Consider the following 17,715-nt stretch of genomic DNA (forward strand, 5'->3'; position numbering starts at 1 on the left):
ATAAATGATAACATACCATTCCTTACATTGTTCATATCGTCCCATTTCGGGGCGGCTGATTCGCTGCACAGGATGAAAGGGGTGAGAAGTTCATCCAGATCGGTTCAGATAGCGATCGATTTCCGCCAGTACATGCGGGGAGATCCGTTTGTTTTGCGTAGGTTCGGCTGCAAGCTGCGGCAGCGGACGCGCTGCGACGACTTTAGGCGAACCGTTCATTTCACGGCAGCGGATGAGATATTCCTCCTTGCCGGAATTTTGGTAGAGCTCTTCATTCAGTTGAAGCGCCTTGCTCCGATACTCGGGCGATTGCGGATTCAGCTTCCACATGGCGAATAGAACGGCAGCCTGTTCTTGGCGGCGAGAGGATTGTTCCCGCAGCCGTTCCAACTGCTCCATGGCTTCAGCAGAAGTAATCCGCCCTACATCTGTCTTGAGAAGCGACAGCTGTACAAGCAGGGTGACCCGCAAGTCTTTCCGTTTTAGCCGCTCAGCGATATGGAGTGCCTCTTCAGCGGCCTCTACAGCACCTTCGTATTGATTCTGACGCTGCCGCAGCAAGCTCGTGAAATAAAGCGCTTCACATTCGAAGAAGGGAATATGCTGCTGCTTTGCCAGTCTCCTCGAGAGTCCGATCAGATGACCGGCCTCCTCGTACCGGTGCTGGGTCATAAGATTGCATCCTTCTATGCCGAGCACAACGGCGGCGATATGCAAATCCTTGATCAAGACCGCTTCTTCAAGACAAAAGGCGATGCATTGCTCCGCTTGTACGCGGGATCCGTGCAAATGATAATACTTGCCCAACATGCCGACAGCCATGGCGAAACTCATCCGGGCCCCGAGCGATTTGCTGATCTCTATCTTTTCGAGAATGTGGTCATAAGCCAGGTCCATATCGTCCGTTTCAAAATAAACCAGGGCCAATCCGCCCATCGCTTCTGCGGCGAAATACTCCTCCCGGAGCTTTGCCGCCAGCCTGATTTGCCTATGGAACCAATGAATGGCCTGGTCATATTCGCATTGGTCATAATACAGGAATCCGATGAAACCGAAGAACCGGCAGTCATCCCGGGTGCGATTGCCGACATCGGGCAATTCCATTCTTTGCGTCAAATAATGCAGCGATTGGTCGTAATCTCCCTCGTAATAATACAGGATGCCGAGCGTTCCGTATACGTAGCTCAGTCCATCCTTGTCCTCCAACAGCGTAAACTGTTGAAGTGCCCGTTCCAAATGAATTTTCGCTTCCTCATACTTTCCTTGCAAGCGCAAGCAATTGCCAAGCGCAGTGTCGCAGTGGGCTCGTTCTGCACGCGTCACGGAGTAACCGAAGCGTTGAAGCCAATTCCTGTAGGTTTTCTCCGCTTCGGTCCAATCTCCTACAACAATCATAGCATCGCCCAGTTTCATCAGGATCGGCAGGACCTGTTCGGAAGGCAGCAAACTGCTTAGTTTCTTGTAATATTTCATCCTCGTTTCATTGGCATAGAGCTTCTCTGCTGCTGACGCAGCCATTTTGTAAAAGGCAATGGCCTGTTTTTCCGAACCGGCAAGCTCGTAATGAAAGGCGATTTCCGCAGCGACGGCTTCGGGCTGGTCCCGGTAGAAGGCGAGCAGTCCGGCAGCGATTTGCCGGTGGCACATGCGGCGTCTGCTCTCATTTGTCAATTTGTAGGCGGTTTCCTTGATGATGTCGTGGGTGAAATCGTACTGCCCCGTATTGTCTTCCTGCATCACTTTGAGCTGGACCAGCTGTTCCAGTCTTTCGAGGATCGTTTCTTCCTTCAAGTCCAGGATGAACGCCGTCAAAGCGGGTGACACGGGCCTCCCGACTGCGGCAATCGTGGTGACGAGTTTTCGGTTTTCCGGCGACAGCCGGCCCAATCGGTTTTCAATGACTGTTTTTACCAGCGGGGACAGCGGAATCTCGCTGCCGCTGAACGTTTGCGATTCCCGCAGTGTTTCCACGATAAAAAGCGGATTGCCGCCGGTTTTTGCGTATAAGCCAGCCGAGAACCGGTCCGCCAAAGCGTTGCCGACATTCGCGGCCACCAGCCGCTTCGTTTCTTCCTCGGTAAGCGGTGCAAGTTCGATTTTCGTCAGTTTCCGTTCGATTTGAAGCCCGGAAAAAAAGTCTCCAAGGACATCGTCCGGATACTCGTCCGTTCTCATCGTCGCGATGACGAGCAGTCTGACATTGGAATCGCCGCGCAGAAGATAGGAGAGCAGCTGGAGCGTCTCCCGGTCGCTCCATTGAATGTCGTCCAGGATCAACAGCAGCGGCTGCCTGGCCAGCAGCATCCGCTCGATTGCGCTATACCAGCGGTTAAGCTGCCAGTTTTCCTGGATAGGATTTGGCAGCACCATGTCAGGGTATCGTTCCAACAACTCCGGCAGCAGGCGGGACAATTCCGACAGGGCTGCCGGACAGAGCTCCGGCAAGGGAAGGCTTCTCAGCCATACAGTGACCGGCGTGTAAGACAGCGCTTTCACTGACGGAAAGCAGCCGGCAAATGACGTGTACCCTCCCTGACTCTCCACCCATTGTTTGAATTCCAGGGCCAATCTGGTTTTGCCGATACCTGCTTCCCCTTTCAATACCAGCAAGGTGCTGCTGCCGTCCGCTGCCTGCTTCCAGACGCGAAACAGGTGCCCCCATTCTTCGATTCTGCCAATCAGCGGCGCAGGACTTTGAGCGGCGGCCTGTCGTTCGTCGCCATTTTGCATGAGCATCTCCAAAAGCTGCGTGGTTTCCCGAGCAGGTTCGATCCCCAACTCGTGCTGCAGGGAGCGGCGCAGCTGCCGATACAACTGCACGACGTCCGCCATGTCTTTATTAAGGGCATGCAGCCGCATCAGCGTGCGATACGTTTCTTCTCTCAATTTATCCTGGGCTAGCAGCTTGTTTGCGAATGAGATGGCTGTAGGGTACTCTCGCCGGCTTTCTAAATGGGAAATCAGACTATCGAGCACGTTCATATACATCTGGGCCAGCTGTTCCCGCCTCGCTCCGAGCCATTCCTCGTAAAAACCAGGCAAGAGTTCGCCCCTGTACAGTTCTTCTGCCTTGTGGAGCTCGTAGAGGGTTTTGCCTTTCGCCGCCTGCTCAAACTCGCTTACATCCGAGTAGAAGGGCAGCCCATGATTCCACTGAATAGAGGCTGGAGTGATCGTGAGATATCGGTTGACCTGGGGAAGGGACTCCCGCAGATCGTGCAAGAGTTTCCGCAAATTGGAGAGGGCTTGCTTTTCGGTAGAATCTGGCCAGAAATCAAAGGCAATCTTCTTCCTGCTGTGCGGAATGTCAGGGGTGAGAGCCAAGTATGCCAGCAGCAGCCTTACCTTTCCGGCGGAAATAACCATCGTACACTCGTCGTTGTCGAAGGTGACTTTTAAACCGCCCAGCAGTTGAAAATGACAGCCCGCCAACCCGCTCTCCCCCTCGCCGCATGTCTAACCTTGCAAATCCCTGCCAGGCAAGACTATTTCAAGCCATCACTGGCAGCAGTATCACCGTTGTCAAAAAATGAAGTATCTACAATCCTCGCATAAATATAAGGATTTAGATTGGGACTTTGCACATGGATTCTGATTTTTTCCAGACCCTCTACATCAAAGATAAGCCGTTTTACTTTGTCATCCGGACTAACGGTGTGCTTTTCCAGGAGGGTATTGGCTGTATTTCCGGCAATCTCCACCGCGTTATATAGTGAAAATTCTACCTCATGCTCACCGGGGCTTATGACAGCAGCATCCAAAACGAGCCGCTTGTATTTTCGGTCAATGGTAAACACAATATCTGCATATTGATCAATCTTCAATACTTGTTTGTATTTTCCTCCATTTACCGCTGTTTCATTTGGATCTTTTGACAGAACGGCATAGATGTTGTCAATCTCCATCGGCATGGAGAAGATCGGCGTTTTTTCACCGGGTTTGCCCCCGATATAAATTTTTTGACTGGCAGCATCGTAGTCGATCGGTACTTTTAACGCTTCAGCCAGTGCGCGGGCCGGCAAGTAGTTGCTTCCGTTATAATAAATGGCTGTCAGCGGTTTTCCGGATGGATCTTTAGGCTGCCACAGCTCGCCGTTCAATACAAACGACACACCCCGATTAAAAAAGGCATTGATCGGCTCCATATTGGCCGCCGCATAAGCAGATGCAAAAGAGCTGGCAAGGAGAACAAAAACAAACAAGAGAATCTTTGCCGTTTTCATCTTCATCATATTCATCCTTCCGTCATCTAATGAACAACTCGAATTCGCCCAATCGGGCTCATTATTTTTTCACTCTCAGCATGTTCATGATGGCCGTTATCGACTCGGCCCGGGTAGAAGGTTCATGAGGCTCGAATCGGTTGCCGGTGATGTAGCTGGTGATGCCGTACAGTTTGGCTGCAGCCACCTTGCTTCTTGCATAGTCGGGAATATCCGCGTCATCCAGGTACCCGCTCGCTGCATCAGATGCGGTCGGCAAGTTGGCCGCCCGGACAACCATGGTGATCATATCGGCGTGGGTAATCGTCTTGTTGGGCCGGAAGGTGTTGTCAGGGTAGCCATTGATGATGCCGAGTTCCACGCACTGCGCGATCTCCTTTGCCGCCCACGAGCCGATCGTCTCCTTGTCTGTAAAGACCAGCGCTGAACCTTTGCCCGAAGGCTGCAGCGCATTCATCAGCAGTACGGCAAACTCGGCGCGGGTGACAGTGTGATCCGGTTTGAAGGTCCCGTCGGGATAGCCTTTCACGATGCCTTTGTTCACCGCCTGGATGATGTTCTTTTCCGCCCAGTGTCCGCTGATGTCCGACAGTGAGACATCCGAAACAGGCGGATCTTTCGCTTCGGTTACGATTACGACACATTGTTTGAAGTATCCGCCATCCTCCGATGTTGCCGTAATCGTCGTCTTGCCCGGCTTAACGCCTGTCACTTTGCCGGAATCGTCCACCTTGGCGATGCCGCTGTCTTTGCTGGACCACTTGATTTCCTGGAAAGAAGCATCCTCTGGCATGACTGTCGCCTGAAGCGTTTCGCTCTGCCCGACGTTTACGGTCAATTCGGTTTTATTCAGGTTGATCTCGCTTACGGAAACCATCCCGATGGCGTATACATTTTTGTCATATGACCCTATATATACGGCGCCGTCGGGTCCGATCGCCGGGGAGGAGCCGATCTCACCCTCTGTTTCGAAGTGCCATTTTTCCTTCCCATTTGACTTGACCGCATAAAGTCTCTTGTCGCCGGAGCCGATATAGATGGTACCGTCTGCCCCTATTGCCGGCGAGGAGAACAGATATCCACCTGTTGGAAAACGCCATTTTTCGCCTCCGTCCTTTGGATTGACGGCATAGAGGTACATATCATACGATCCGACATAGATGGTGCCGTCTGATCCGATTGCCGGCGAGGAAATCACTTGATCTCCCGTTTTGAAGTGCCACTTCTCCTTGCCGTTTCCCGGATTGATCGCGTACAGGTTCGAATCGTTCGAACCGACGTAGATGGCCGTCCCGTCCTCGCTGATCGACGGAGAGGAGCTGACGGCATCCCCCGCTGCGAACTCCCATTTCTTCGTCCCGTTAGGCTTGATCGCATAAAGCTTCTTGTCGTTGGAGCCGACATAAATGGTGCCGTCTGCGCCGATTGCCGGCGAGGAGCTGACTACGTTGCCCGTTTCGAAATGCCATTTCTTCTTTCCATTCTCCGGATTGATCGCATACAGTCTATTGTCCCAAGATCCGACATAGATCGTCCCGTCTGCGCCGATCGCCGGGGAGGAGGAGATCTTGTCCCCCGTTTCGAAGTGCCATTTTTTCTTTCCATTCTCCGGATTGACCGCATACAGTCTGTTGTCCCAGGATCCGACGTAGATGGTTCCGTCTGCGCCGATCGCCGGAGAGGAAATAATGCTGTCCTCCGTTTCGAAGCGCCATTTCTCTTTTCCTTTTTTATCGACTGCGTAGAGGTTGTGATCGAACGATCCGACGTAGATGGTTCCGTCCTGGCCGATTGCCGCGGAGGAGACGACCACATCCCCTGTTGTGAATCTCCACCTCTCCTTGTCGTTTGAGCCTGCCGCTGCGGGTTGGAACGAAAGCAGACTGGCCATCAGAAAAACAGAAGAGAACACAATGTAAAGCCATTTCTTTTTATACACGGCAAACATGGCAAAGCTCCTTTCCATCAGAATAGACCTGCAGGACAGATATTTCCGCTTTGTTCTGAAACCGACCGGGCAGAACTTACATGAACACGCCGTTTTCTCGAGAGAAAGTCGTCCATTTTGTCTTTTGAAACACCAAAAAAACTCCCTCCTTTAGATCGACTCTAAAGAAGGGAGCGCTTCAAAAGCGTTACCAACGGTTCCGTCTTCCATTCACCGCCGTTGCTACAGATAGGATTGTACTTTCTCTTCCCGGCGAACGAGCCGGTCCAGCAAGAGACAGGTGCCGACCCCCATCAGGAGGCCGTTGCTGAGCAATGGGCTCAGGAAGGGAGGAACCGCCAGGAAAAAGGAAGCGGGCAAAAACATGCAGCCGATTCCGATCATGAGTGAAATTCCAACGATGTAAACCTGCCGTTCGTCCAACCCGCCCCTGCTAATCTCGCGCAATCCCATGCCAAGCATGTTGACAAAGGAGAGAAACATGCTGGCGTACCCGACGGATACGGGAATGGATGCAAACAGACCCGTCACAGCGGGGAAAAAACTGATCACCACCAGGAAAAGGTTCCCCAGGATGAACGGCAGCTTTTCCTTCATCCGCGTCGTCATGATAAACCCGGCCGTATAGGACAGCGGAACGAAGCCAACGGTAGAGAAAACGGCCGATAAGGTCTGACTGGCGCCCATGATCAATCCTGAGCGCTTCTCATTCCCCCTGTCTGTACGGCCGATCACTTGGCCTACCGCCTCCATGCTGGCGATCATATTGCTGAGCAAGAGCACGGTTACGATCGCAGATGTGAACAGAATGCCTCCGTTCCACTCCGGCCAGCCAAAGGACCAGACGCCCGGCAAGGTAAACACGGCATCCCATGCTCCGCCTGCCTGCTGATTAAGTCCGCACAGTTGAAACAGCGACCAGCCAAAAATGATCGCAATCAATACGGAGTAATTCCGCAAGAAAGGTTTGCTGCTACGGGCCAGGCCGAGAGACAAGACAAGGGTGGCAATCGAGATGGCCGGCCCCTTCCAGTCAAAGGGGTTCTCCTTTGCACTCAGGATGCCGCTGATAAAAGGGCCGCTCATCTGTGCGACCAAAAGCAAAAAATACGTGCCGATTACCGCGGGTGTAAACAATCGCCTGATCACGGTGATCCATCCGCATACACTCATCAGCCCGAACAAGATGCCGCTGAAAACGAGCCCCAATCCGAGTGCGGGCAGGATGGAACGGGGTTCTTGTCCCAAGGCTGGAGCCATTGTTCCAAATAGAAGGAATACGCCCCACCACAGGACGGCCGGCCCCTCCATGATCGGCAAGCGGTGCCCCCGCCATGTCTGCATCAGCGCTACGATTCCCATCACAAACAGTGTCCGCTGCACAAATTCGCCGATTTCCTGGGCGGACATGCCGTATGCCTGACCGATTGCCAACGGGGCCACGATACTTCCCGCGAGGGTAAACATGGCCCATTGCATGGCAGAAAGCGTCAATTTCATCTTAGAGAACTCCGAATTGCTCATCGCGCAGATTGGTGATGAACATGTGTCCCGGAGCATGAGTAATCATGATTTCCGGCTTGGACTGCATGGCCACGGCTTGCGGCGTCACCCCACAGGCCCAAAAGACAGGAACCTCTCCTCCCTGAATCGGTACCGGATCGCCAAAATCAGGCCGGTCGATCGCCTGAATCCCGATTGCCCCCGGGTCCCCGATATGTACAGGGGCGCCGTGAACCGCTGGAAAACGCGAGGTCACCTGAACGGCCCGGACGACTTGTTCCTGGGGAACGGGCCGCATGCTCACCACCATCGGTCCGGCAAACCGGCCCGCACTCTTGCATTGGATGTTGGTGACGTACATGGGCACATTGCAGTCCTGCTCGATGTGCCGCACCGGAATCCCGTTTTCCAATAATGCCTTCTCAAATGTAAAGCTGCATCCGAGCAAAAAAGCAACCATGTCCTCCCGCCACAGATGCTCAATGCTGGTTACTTCCTCTGTTAGTTCTCCGTGCCTGTACACCCGGTATTTTGGCAGGTCGGTAAGCAGGTTCGCATCAGGGGCGACGATTGACGGCACGGGCGACCCGGGATCCGTTACGTCCAGGACCGGGCACGGCTTGGGATTTCGCTGGCAAAACAACAAGAAGTCATAGGCGAGCGACCGGGGCAAAATAGCCAGGTTCGCCTGGGTGTATCCCTCGGCCATTCCGGCCGTCGGTTTTTGCCAGCGTTGTTCTCTCATCCATTGACGGGCTACTTGCGGTTTCAATTCTGCGATGGTAGTCATATGCGGTCTCCTCCCTTTTGTAGGTTCAAACCATCGGATTACAACATCAATTTGGGCAGTTCATTGATCAGCGTATAGACGCTCATGATCGCCATGGCGACGACGACAATTCCGCCGAAAACCGCCATCCAAAGCGGATGCCTGTAATCCCCGACAATCTTTTTCCGGTAGGCGGCAATCAACATGACTCCGAGTGTTATCGGCAAAATCAGTCCGTTCAGGGCACCTACCAGGACGAGGATCTTGACCGGGCGGCCGACAATGAGAAAGACAAGTGTAGAAATGGCAATAAAAGCGATGATGAGCCATTTGTTAGCCTGATCAATTTTCGGATGGAAGGTGCGAATAAAAGATACGGACGTGTAGGCACAGCCGACGACGGATGTAACGGCAGCCGCCCACATGACGATCCCGAAGATCTTGTACCCGATATTGCCCGCAGCCAGTTGGAAAACCGAAGCCGGCGGGTTGGCCGGATCCAGCACAAGACCTTGCGCCACGATGCCTAAAGCAGCCAAGAACAGGAATATCCGCATGATGGAAGCGACGGCAATCCCGGAAACAGAGCTTTTGGTTACTTCCGGCAGAGAGGCGACGCCCTTTACTCCTGCGTCCAACAGGCGGTGGCCGCCCGCAAACGTAATATACCCGCCAACCGTTCCGCCGACAAGTGTGACGATTGCCAGAATGTCGATGGAGTCCGGAACAAATGTTTTGATCACCGCTTCCCCCACCGGCGGCCCTGATGTAACCGCGACGTATAAAGTAAGAAGGATCATGACAAAGCCCATGATCTGGGCAAAGCGGTCCATCAGTTTCCCCGCTTCCCGAACGAGAAAGATGCAGATGGCGATGATCGCACTGGCCAGTGCACCCGTCTCCGCAGAAATGCCGAACAGCACGTTGAGTCCCAGGCCGGCACCGGCCACATTTCCAATGTTAAAGGCCAGACCGCCCATCACGACCAATAGCGCGACCAGATAGCCCATGCCGGGCAGCACCATGTTGGCGATATCCTGGGCCCGTTTTTCCGAGACGGCGATAATCCGCCATACGTTCATTTGCGCCCCGATATCCAGCAGGATCGACATGAGGATGACAAAGCCGAAACTGGCGGCCAATTTTTCCGTAAAAACGGTCGTCTGCGTAAGAAAGCCCGGCCCGATCGCTGAGGTCGCCATCAGGAAGGCAGCCCCCAAAAGTATGCTCCAGCGTGATTGTTTCATAAGACATCCCCTTTGTCTTTTAGTTTATTGTGACATCGCTCTTACTTCGATTCCGGCTGTTTCAAGTGTCTCCCGTATGCGCCGGGCAAAAGACAAAGCGTGCACCCCGTCACCGTGTATGCAGACCGTCTCCGCTTTAATCGTGAAGTCACTTCCCTGCCGCGTTGACACCTTGCCTTCTTTAATCATCCGGATCACCTGACCCACTGCTACCTCATCGCTTTCAATCAGCGCATCCGGCTGGCTACGCGGCGTAAGGGTGCCGTCTTGCTGATACGTGCGGTCTGCGAAAACTTCGCTTTTCGTCCTCAGTCCGATTTTTTCCGCCTGTTCGATCAGCTGACTGCCGGCGAGCCCTACCAAATACAATTCCGGATTGGCCCGGTATACCGCTTCCGCGATCGCCCGAGCCAGATCAGCCTTGGCAGCTGCCATATTGTACAAAGCCCCGTGCGGTTTTACATGCTGCATCACCCCTCCCTCCGATTGGACAAACCCTAGCAATGCCCCTACTTGATACACGACCATGTCGTATGCCTCTTCGGCAGAGACAGCCAGGTTCCGTCTGCCAAAACCCTGCAGGTCAGGAATGCCGGGATGAGCACCGATTTTTACATCGTTTTTCATCGCCAGCTTAACCGTCTTCCGCATGGTGGCCGGATCACCCGCGTGGAAACCGCAAGCGATATTGGCAGATGTGACGTATGCCAGGATTGCTTCATCATTTCCCAGCCGATACACTCCAAAGCTTTCTCCCATGTCGCAATTCAAATCGACGTGATACATGCTTGTCCCTCCTATGTGCATTTGAGCAAAATGCCCGTTTTTAGCTGGCGAATCTCGTTTTCCCTCGCCATCAGCAGCCGTTCCGCTTCTTCCCGGCTGATTTCCGCAAAGAGAAGCGCTTCGCCCGGCTTCGTCTGCGCCATCAACGGCAAATCGACTGTGGCGACCTGGGCGATTTTCGGATAGCCGCCCGTGGTCTGCCTGTCAGCCAGGAGCACGATCGGCTTTCCCTCGGGCGGGACCTGTACGGTGCCGAAAGCGACAGCTTCCGAGATCAACTCTCTTCGCTCTGTCTGCTCCAACACCGGACCGTCCAGCCGATAGCCCATGCGGTCGGACTGCGGAGTAACGCGATACGATTCCGATAAAAAGGAACGGCGGCCCTCCTCTGTAAACCAGTCCCACTGATTGCCCCGCATGACCCGAACAACGGGGGCAGAAGAATAAGCCGGGAGCATTTCGCGCGCCGCTCCCCAGTCAGCCGTTGTGAATGCAGCCCCGTTCGCCTGGCTGCGCAATTGATCGGCGATACGTCTTCCCAGCCAAGTCGGCTCCCCGCAGGCAAGCTCGTCTCCCGCCCGCAGGCCGCGTCCTTGGTAACCGCCAATTCCCGCGCGCAAATAGGTAGACCGGCTGTCCATCACCGCAGGGACACTCCATCCCCCGGCTATGGCCAGGTAAGCTCTGGCACCCGATCGGCAATAGCCGAAATGGAGAATGCTGCCTTTTTTAAGGTAAACCGGCTTCCACAAGGGCACCGGGATTCCCTCGACAGACGGGGAAAGATCCCCGCCGCAGATGGAGATCAGCGCCGCTTCGGGAAATTCGATGACCGCCCCTTTCAGCGTCATTTCCAAAGTGGCCTCGGCCTCCTCGTTTCCGACGAGCAAATTGGCTGTGCGGTGGGCGAACGGATCCATCGCCCCGCTCGCAATCACGCCATATTTTTGAAATCCGTAACGGCCCATATCCTGTACAGAAGTTAACAATCCTGGTTGAATGACACGAATGCTTATGATGATCCCTCCTCAAAGGCGCGGAAATCGTCAAGGGAAATCGGGACAAAGCGAACCCGATCTCCCGCCCGCAGCAGACTGGGCGGATTGTCCTCAGGCCGGAACAGCCGCAGCGGGGTCCTGCCGATAATCTGCCAGCCGCCCGGCGTCTCCATGGGATAGATCCCGGTCTGGCTTCCCGCGATCCCGACAGAACCGGCGGGTATGGACAGGCGGGGAGATTTTCGCCGGGGAGTGGCAATCCTCTCCGACAGGCCGCCAATATAAGGAAACCCGGGGGCAAATCCAATCATGTAGATCAGGTAATCTCCCCCCGCGTGAATCTCGATCACTTCCTGTTCGCTCAGTTGATGCAGCCGGGCCACTTCTCCCAGGTCAGGCCCCAGTTCTCCCCCGTAACATACCGGAATGTCAACGATCCGTCCCGCTTCCTCACTTTCAAACTCGGCCTGTTCCAGTTGTTCTTGAATGAGACAGCAGCAGATTTGATACGGGGAGCCGGAATCTTGTTCCCGATCTGCCAGTCCAGCATTCTTGTACCAGTCGTACAGCTCCTGCGGGTTGTAAAAGATCGTAATAGTCGTATAGGCCGGGATGTATTCCACCATCCCCGGCAGGGGCCGCCTGTCCAGCATCGCCGAAACCCGCCTTACTTGCCGGTACGCTTCCAGACTTACCGCCGTGCCGAACTGCACGACTACCGCCTGATCGCCCAATGGTTGAAACACAGCCTCCATCATGCCCCTCTCCTTTCTCCGCTTGTCCACCCCAGCAACTCCGAGATTTCTTTGGCTGCGGCTACTGTTTTTTCGATGTAAAAAGGCAATTTCTCGTCACGAAAACGATTTTCCTGACCCACGATGCTCAATCCGGCGACAACGTGCCCGGAGTGGTCGATAATGGGCGCCCCCACCGCCGACGTGAAGTTGTAAAGTTCTGAATGGCTGACCGTATAGCCGTTTGCCCGATCCATCGCGATCGTTCTGCGCAGCTGCTGCAGATCTGTAATGGTATTGTTGGCGATGGGCTCCAATTTTACTTGGCTCAGATAGACCTTCTGCTCTTCTTCTGGCATGTACGTCAATAAAACGCGAGGGCAAGCCCCTCCGTACAAGGGAGCGCGGCGCCCAATAGCCGTGTAGACGCGGACTGGTTCCGACGTATCCACTTTTTCCACGTAGATCGCCTCATTGCCATCCCTGACGATCAGGTTGACGGCTTCCCCGACCTCTTTTCCAAGCTGCTGCATGACAGGCAGGGATACCTTGCGAATATCCAATTGTTCGGATACAGCGTGTCCAAATTGTAAAAAGACCAGTCCCAATTCATAGGCGCCGTCCGCAGTTCTCCGGACAAATCCCGTCTCTTCCAGGGAACAGAGCATCCGATACGCCGACGTTTTCGGCAGACCAGACAGCTTGACGATTTGCGGCAAGGAAAGATGGGGATGTGAGAGAAACAGCCGCAGTAATTGCGCTGCTTTCATCACCGTACTGTTGGTTTCAGACACCGCACCACTCTCCGTTCCGATATTCGGAACTATCGTTCCGTTTTATTTGCACTGTATTCTCTGATTATAAATCTGTTTTGAATAAAACGACAATATCGAATTTTCCATCCCGCATATTGAAGCCCTGCCTGTCTGCATGAACACCAAAAACACGCCGGATTCGGCGCGCTTGTCATGTGGAAAAGGAATAGGTTGAGACAACAGAAGCTTGACAAACAAGTTATAATGAATTGGAAAAACGGAACCAATACACGATCTGCTCAATAGGGAGGAAGCAAGTTTTGGTCTTTAGTTCAGTCATCTTTTTGTTTTTCTTTTTACCGCTTGTTCTTGCACTGTATTTCTCAGTTCCGTTCAAATGGAAAAATACGGTTCTCCTGATTTCCAGTCTTGTCTTCTACGCCTGGGGTGAACCGAGATATGTCGTTCTCATGATCGTGTCCATTATTATGAACTACGGTTTTGGGATTTGGATCGACAAAGCGGATGATCACGAAAAAAAGAGAGTCGCGATATTGACGTTTGCAATCGTATTTAATATCGGACTGCTGGGCTTCTTCAAATATGCGAACTTCTTTGTCGATGTCATGAATTCTGCACTGCAAACGAATTTCCGTTTCCATCCAATACCGCTGCCTATCGGAATTTCTTTTTATACGTTTCATGCGCTCAGTTATGTCATCGATGTCTATCGAAAAAGAGAAAAAGCGCAGCAAAATCTCTTCCGTTTGTCGCTTTACATTACATTTTTCCCGCAGCTTGTAGCAGGTCCCATTATTCGATATAATGCCGTCGCCGAACAACTCAGCAAACGCGTATTTTCTTCCATACAATTCGCTGAAGGAATCAAACGTTTTATTCTCGGTTTGTCAAAAAAAACACTCTTGGCCAACCCTCTCGGGTCCGTAGCAGACACCGTGTTCGCCACTTCTGCCGCGGACCTTTCCACCGGCAGCGCCTGGATCGGCATTCTCGCTTACACCTTGCAAATCTATTATGATTTCTCCGGTTACAGCGATATGGCTATCGGTTTAGGGAAAATGTTTGGCTTCGAGTTCGCGGAGAATTTTCATTACCCGTATATCTCAAAAAGCATTTCAGAGTTTTGGAGACGCTGGCACATCTCTCTTGGCAGTTGGTTCAGGGATTATGTTTATATCCCGCTCGGCGGAAGCAGAGCTGCTCCCTGGAAGATCTATCGCAATTTATTCATTGTGTGGGCGCTGACAGGGTTCTGGCACGGGGCCAGTTGGACTTTCATTGCCTGGGGCCTGTACTACGGGATCCTGATCGCTTTGGAAAAAGCCGGTCTGGAAAAGATCCTATCCAAGATTTATCCAGTAAACCATGTCGTTGTGCTGCTGCTTGTCATGATTGGATGGGTTTTCTTCCGCGCCGATGACTTTGGATACGCAACAGAATTCATTGCTTCGATGTTCTATTCCCGCGGCGGCGAAATATTCGATTCCCAAGCGCTCTCGTTGCTGTCTTTGCATTGGCTCCACTTTGCCATTGCGCTGATCGTTGCCGCGCCGGTATATCCGAAACTTCAAAGGTTGCAACTCAACAAGGTGTTCACAAAAGCACAAACCGTTTTTGCGCTGCTGTTCAACTTCTTCCTTTTCGGAGAGGTTATCTTGTATCTGATCAATTCAACTTATAACCCTTTCTTGTATTTCAGATTCTAGTTTTTGCAAAAGGAGCAGCGAAGTGGACAAGCCTATTTCAATCGTTTATATGGCCGCATTTTTAGCGATTATTTTCGGTTTCGCAATCGCCAGCATCATTTATCCGGATAAAGACATCTCTGCCATCGAAAACAGAACGTTAAGCAAGCTGCCCGATATCAGCTTTGAAGCCGTTACGACACGCAGTTTCTTCGAAGGGATGAATCAATATGTAAATGACCAAATCGTCTTTCGAAATGAAATGGTTAAAATCTATCAAAATCAGCAAAATTCCATGCTGTTTAATACCATGCTGTTCGAAAACATGTTCCACGCTCATCAACCGCAGAAACCCGAAGACGGAACAGAAATCAAAGATTCGCGTATCGTGTCCAATCTCGTGGTGACAAATCATACATGGATTTTGCCGATGACCGACAAAACCGTTCACTCAAGTGAAATCGACGCTGCGACCGCAAAATTAAACGACGCGGCGGCATTCGCCCAAGAGCAAAATACAGAAACGTTTTTCGTCTTTAACCCGTCGCGAACCAAAGCATTGATGCATTTGTACCCGAAATATTTGCAAACCGACGCCTATGGCAAATCGAAAGACTATTTCTTATCTAAACTGGATAAAGATGTAAATGTCGTTAATATTGGAAACAAGTTCGATACTTTTACGAAAGCGCAGTTGGAAGAACTGTACTTTGAAACCGATCATCATTGGAATATCAAAGGTGCCTTTATCGCCTATCAGGAAATGATCGATCAAATATCGAAAAGGTCGGCCAAATTCAAAGGCCAGCCCATGTCTTTGAGTGAGATCAAAGTTTCCAAATTGACAACCGGCAGCTTCGAAGGCAGTTATAACGCCCAAATCAATGATGCTGTAGATCCCCAAAAAGCAGATAGAACGATTCTGTACGAACCAAAAATGCCGTTCACATTTAAGCGGTTTGAAGTAATTAACACTGACGGCGGACAGACCATCACAAACTTCACCGATTTTTACGGTTTCAAAAAAGGTCGAAGCACTTATACTTATGGAACCCTATATGGCGGGGACAGACGAAAAATCACGTATGAAAATCCAAAGGCTGATAATCAATTGCATGTCCTGCTGCTTAAAGATTCTTTCATGAATCCCATAACGCCGTATTTAGCCCAGAATTTTAACAAGCTAACCGTTTACGACAATCGCTATTATCCAGAATTCAGCTTGAAAAAGATCCTGACGAGCGAGCATTACGATATCCTGATCATCGCTTTCCACGACGACAATCTTTTCAGTCAGAACTACGAATTTGAAAAAGAAAGCGGCAGGTGACCGCGTTGTACTTCATCGGTCCTGCCGCTTTCAGACTCATCTGATGAACCAGGCGGTAGTACACTCCAGCTTTTCATGACCAAGCTTACTTTGATTCCGTATTTTTGACCAGAACCAACACAAGGGGAATCAGAAACGCGGTATAGGCCGCAAGCAAGGAAAGACAAAGGATGTACGTATCCGTATAGTTTTGCGCGATGGCTTGCCGGACACCGGCCAAATCTGCATGGTAACGAAGCCCGTTCAGCCAGACGATGCCGATCAGGCAAATTCCGATCGCATAAGCGATCTGGAAACCCGTCATGAGGATACCTGACGCGGAACCGACATCGCTCTTTTGTATTTTTGCGAGGACGATATTGGTTAATGGAGCGGCAATAAAGCCTTGCCCGACGCCGAGCATGACCAAGGCGGGAATCCACCGGATCACGCTCGGCTCCGTTCCCGTCATCGCGACAGAAATAGCCAGAAGCAGATAACCGCTTGCCGTCAGGATGGAACCAATCGTCAGTACATGCGAACCAATCCTGCCGGCTGTCTTGGAAGATAACAGAGAAGCCAGAAAATAACCGATGCCCATCGGCAGGAGGACGACTCCCGCTTCCAATGCCGTAAAGCTCAGCCCGAGTTGAAGCAAGTAAGCGGTAATGAGAAAAAAAGCGGCTTGCGAGGACATCAGCAGAAATGCGACGATCATGCCGGCAGAAAATACCCTCTGCCGGAATAGATCCACTTGCATAAAGGGAACGCGATTGTTTCGCTGGACCCGTTTTTCAAACCACACGAATGCCGTCAAGACAGGGAACGACAAGAGCAAACTGAAAATAAGCACAGGCGGCCAGCCTTCCTTCTGGCCCTGCACGAGCGGGTACACCAATAGCATGAGTCCCGCTGCGACAAGAGCAGCTCCCGCCCAATCGAACCGGGTGTCGTCTGATGCGTTTGACTCAGGGATAAAGGGTGTCAAGGACAAGATAAACAAGCCGATCGGGATGCTAAAAAAGAAAATCGTCCTCCACTCCAAGTCCCAGGGGTTTGCCTGCAGCAGCAGCCCTCCGATGATTTGCCCGGTCGATGCGGCCAGGCCTTGTGTGGCGCCATACCAGCCGAATACCGCTCCCCGTTTTTCGGGCGGGTAGTTCACTTGAATGAGCGACAATACCTGCGGTGAGATCAAGGCGGCGCTTAATCCCTGGATGATTCGGGCCGCTGTCAGGATCCCCACACTGGTAGACAAGCCGCAAAACAAAGAGGCAAGCGCAAAGCCGGCTACTCCGACGATCAGCATCTTTTTCCGCCCGAATCTGTCGCCAAGGCGGCCGCCGATAATCAGGGCGACGGCAAAAGCCAACGTGTAGCCTGAGATGATAAACTGGACGTCTGAAAAACTGGCGTTTAGGCCAAGCTGAATCGAGGGCGTTGCGACGTTGACAATAAAAATATTCGCCACTGTCATAAAGGTGGCTAGCAGCAAGACAGTCAGTGTCAATCCCAGTCTTGAGCGGGTTGTGGTGCTGGCCGGCTGCCGATCGAGGGCAGCAGATTTGACTGCAGAGGGCATGATGGACCATACTCCTTTTCTTGGCATCCCCGGCCGATTGACAGCAGCCAGGATGTTTTTTAAAATAGAGGCAGACAGTTCTGTCTCGTTTGTCATTATGATACAGACAGATCTGTCTCGTGTCAAACAAAATCTCTGCAAAATGTTAAGATCGG

13 protein-coding genes are annotated in these 17,715 nt (G+C 52.2%); 2 read left to right on the top strand and 11 right to left on the bottom strand.

Annotation, left to right across the window (positions count from 1 at the left end):
- Positions 1-90: 90 nt before the first annotated feature.
- The 10 genes from ACI7RC_RS09065 to ACI7RC_RS09110 all read right to left on the bottom strand — a co-directional run bounded on the left by ACI7RC_RS09065 (position 91) and on the right by ACI7RC_RS09110 (position 13,002).
- On the bottom strand, positions 91-3,432 hold the full coding sequence (locus ACI7RC_RS09065; protein ID WP_408107920.1) for an ATP-binding protein: 3,342 nt from the start codon (positions 3,430-3,432) through the stop codon (positions 91-93).
- A gap of 53 nt (positions 3,433-3,485) precedes the next feature.
- Positions 3,486-4,229 (bottom strand): stalk domain-containing protein, encoded by a 744-nt coding sequence (locus ACI7RC_RS09070; RefSeq protein WP_408107921.1) that lies wholly within the window; start codon positions 4,227-4,229, stop codon positions 3,486-3,488.
- Between the two features lie 55 nt (positions 4,230-4,284).
- Positions 4,285-6,189 carry an outer membrane protein assembly factor BamB family protein gene (locus tag ACI7RC_RS09075; RefSeq protein WP_408107922.1) on the bottom strand — a complete coding sequence of 635 codons (1,905 nt, stop codon included), beginning with the start codon at positions 6,187-6,189 and terminating at the stop codon, positions 4,285-4,287.
- Between the two features lie 204 nt (positions 6,190-6,393).
- Positions 6,394-7,671, bottom strand: a complete 1,278-nt coding sequence (locus ACI7RC_RS09080) for a purine/pyrimidine permease (RefSeq protein ID WP_408107923.1) — start codon at positions 7,669-7,671, stop codon at positions 6,394-6,396.
- A 1-nt stretch (position 7,672) separates the two neighbouring features.
- On the bottom strand, positions 7,673-8,464 hold the full coding sequence (locus tag ACI7RC_RS09085; RefSeq protein ID WP_408107924.1) for a putative hydro-lyase: 792 nt from the start codon (positions 8,462-8,464) through the stop codon (positions 7,673-7,675).
- Positions 8,465-8,502: 38 nt separating this feature from the next.
- A complete protein-coding gene (locus tag ACI7RC_RS09090) occupies positions 8,503-9,690 on the bottom strand; it encodes an NRAMP family divalent metal transporter (protein ID WP_408107925.1) in 1,188 nt (395 codons plus the stop codon).
- A 24-nt stretch (positions 9,691-9,714) separates the two neighbouring features.
- Positions 9,715-10,476 (bottom strand): LamB/YcsF family protein, encoded by a 762-nt coding sequence (locus tag ACI7RC_RS09095; RefSeq protein ID WP_408107926.1) that lies wholly within the window; start codon positions 10,474-10,476, stop codon positions 9,715-9,717.
- 11 nt (positions 10,477-10,487) lie between these two features.
- The gene (locus ACI7RC_RS09100; RefSeq protein WP_408107992.1) at positions 10,488-11,492 is read right to left on the bottom strand and encodes a 5-oxoprolinase subunit C family protein; all 1,005 of its coding nucleotides are present in this window, start codon (positions 11,490-11,492) and stop codon (positions 10,488-10,490) included.
- Entirely contained in the window at positions 11,489-12,229 is a 741-nt protein-coding gene (pxpB, locus tag ACI7RC_RS09105) for a 5-oxoprolinase subunit PxpB (protein WP_408107993.1), read from the bottom strand. Before pxpB ends, ACI7RC_RS09100 begins: the two co-directional genes overlap by 4 nt.
- Positions 12,229-13,002, bottom strand: a complete 774-nt coding sequence (locus ACI7RC_RS09110) for an IclR family transcriptional regulator (RefSeq protein WP_408107927.1) — start codon at positions 13,000-13,002, stop codon at positions 12,229-12,231. Before ACI7RC_RS09110 ends, pxpB begins: the two co-directional genes overlap by 1 nt.
- 281 nt (positions 13,003-13,283) lie before the next feature.
- Between ACI7RC_RS09110 and ACI7RC_RS09115 the strand changes: the two genes are divergently transcribed.
- On the top strand, positions 13,284-14,690 hold the full coding sequence (locus ACI7RC_RS09115) for an MBOAT family O-acyltransferase (protein WP_408107928.1): 1,407 nt from the start codon (positions 13,284-13,286) through the stop codon (positions 14,688-14,690).
- 22 nt (positions 14,691-14,712) lie between these two features.
- A complete protein-coding gene (locus ACI7RC_RS09120) occupies positions 14,713-15,999 on the top strand; it encodes a DHHW family protein (protein ID WP_408107929.1) in 1,287 nt (428 codons plus the stop codon).
- An 85-nt stretch (positions 16,000-16,084) separates the two neighbouring features.
- On the opposite strand, the gene ACI7RC_RS09125 is transcribed toward ACI7RC_RS09120, so the two are convergent.
- Entirely contained in the window at positions 16,085-17,560 is a 1,476-nt protein-coding gene (locus tag ACI7RC_RS09125) for an MFS transporter (protein WP_408107930.1), read from the bottom strand.
- Positions 17,561-17,715 lie beyond the last annotated feature (155 nt).

The sequence above is a fragment of the Brevibacillus sp. B_LB10_24 genome, from assembly GCF_046036945.1.
Lineage (GTDB): Bacteria > Bacillota > Bacilli > Brevibacillales > Brevibacillaceae > Brevibacillus_C.

Coding starts and splice junctions, on each gene's coding strand:
- ACI7RC_RS09070 (WP_408107921.1), bottom strand. CDS start 4,229: ATGAAGATGAAAACGGCAAAGATTCTCTTGTTTGTTTTTGTTCTCCTT.
- ACI7RC_RS09075 (WP_408107922.1), bottom strand. CDS start 6,189: ATGGAAAGGAGCTTTGCCATGTTTGCCGTGTATAAAAAGAAATGGCTT.
- ACI7RC_RS09080 (WP_408107923.1), bottom strand. CDS start 7,671: ATGAAATTGACGCTTTCTGCCATGCAATGGGCCATGTTTACCCTCGCG.
- ACI7RC_RS09085 (WP_408107924.1), bottom strand. CDS start 8,464: ATGACTACCATCGCAGAATTGAAACCGCAAGTAGCCCGTCAATGGATG.
- ACI7RC_RS09090 (WP_408107925.1), bottom strand. CDS start 9,690: ATGAAACAATCACGCTGGAGCATACTTTTGGGGGCTGCCTTCCTGATG.
- ACI7RC_RS09095 (WP_408107926.1), bottom strand. CDS start 10,476: ATGTATCACGTCGATTTGAATTGCGACATGGGAGAAAGCTTTGGAGTG.
- pxpB (WP_408107993.1), bottom strand. CDS start 12,229: ATGGAGGCTGTGTTTCAACCATTGGGCGATCAGGCGGTAGTCGTGCAG.
- ACI7RC_RS09125 (WP_408107930.1), bottom strand. CDS start 17,560: ATGCCCTCTGCAGTCAAATCTGCTGCCCTCGATCGGCAGCCGGCCAGC.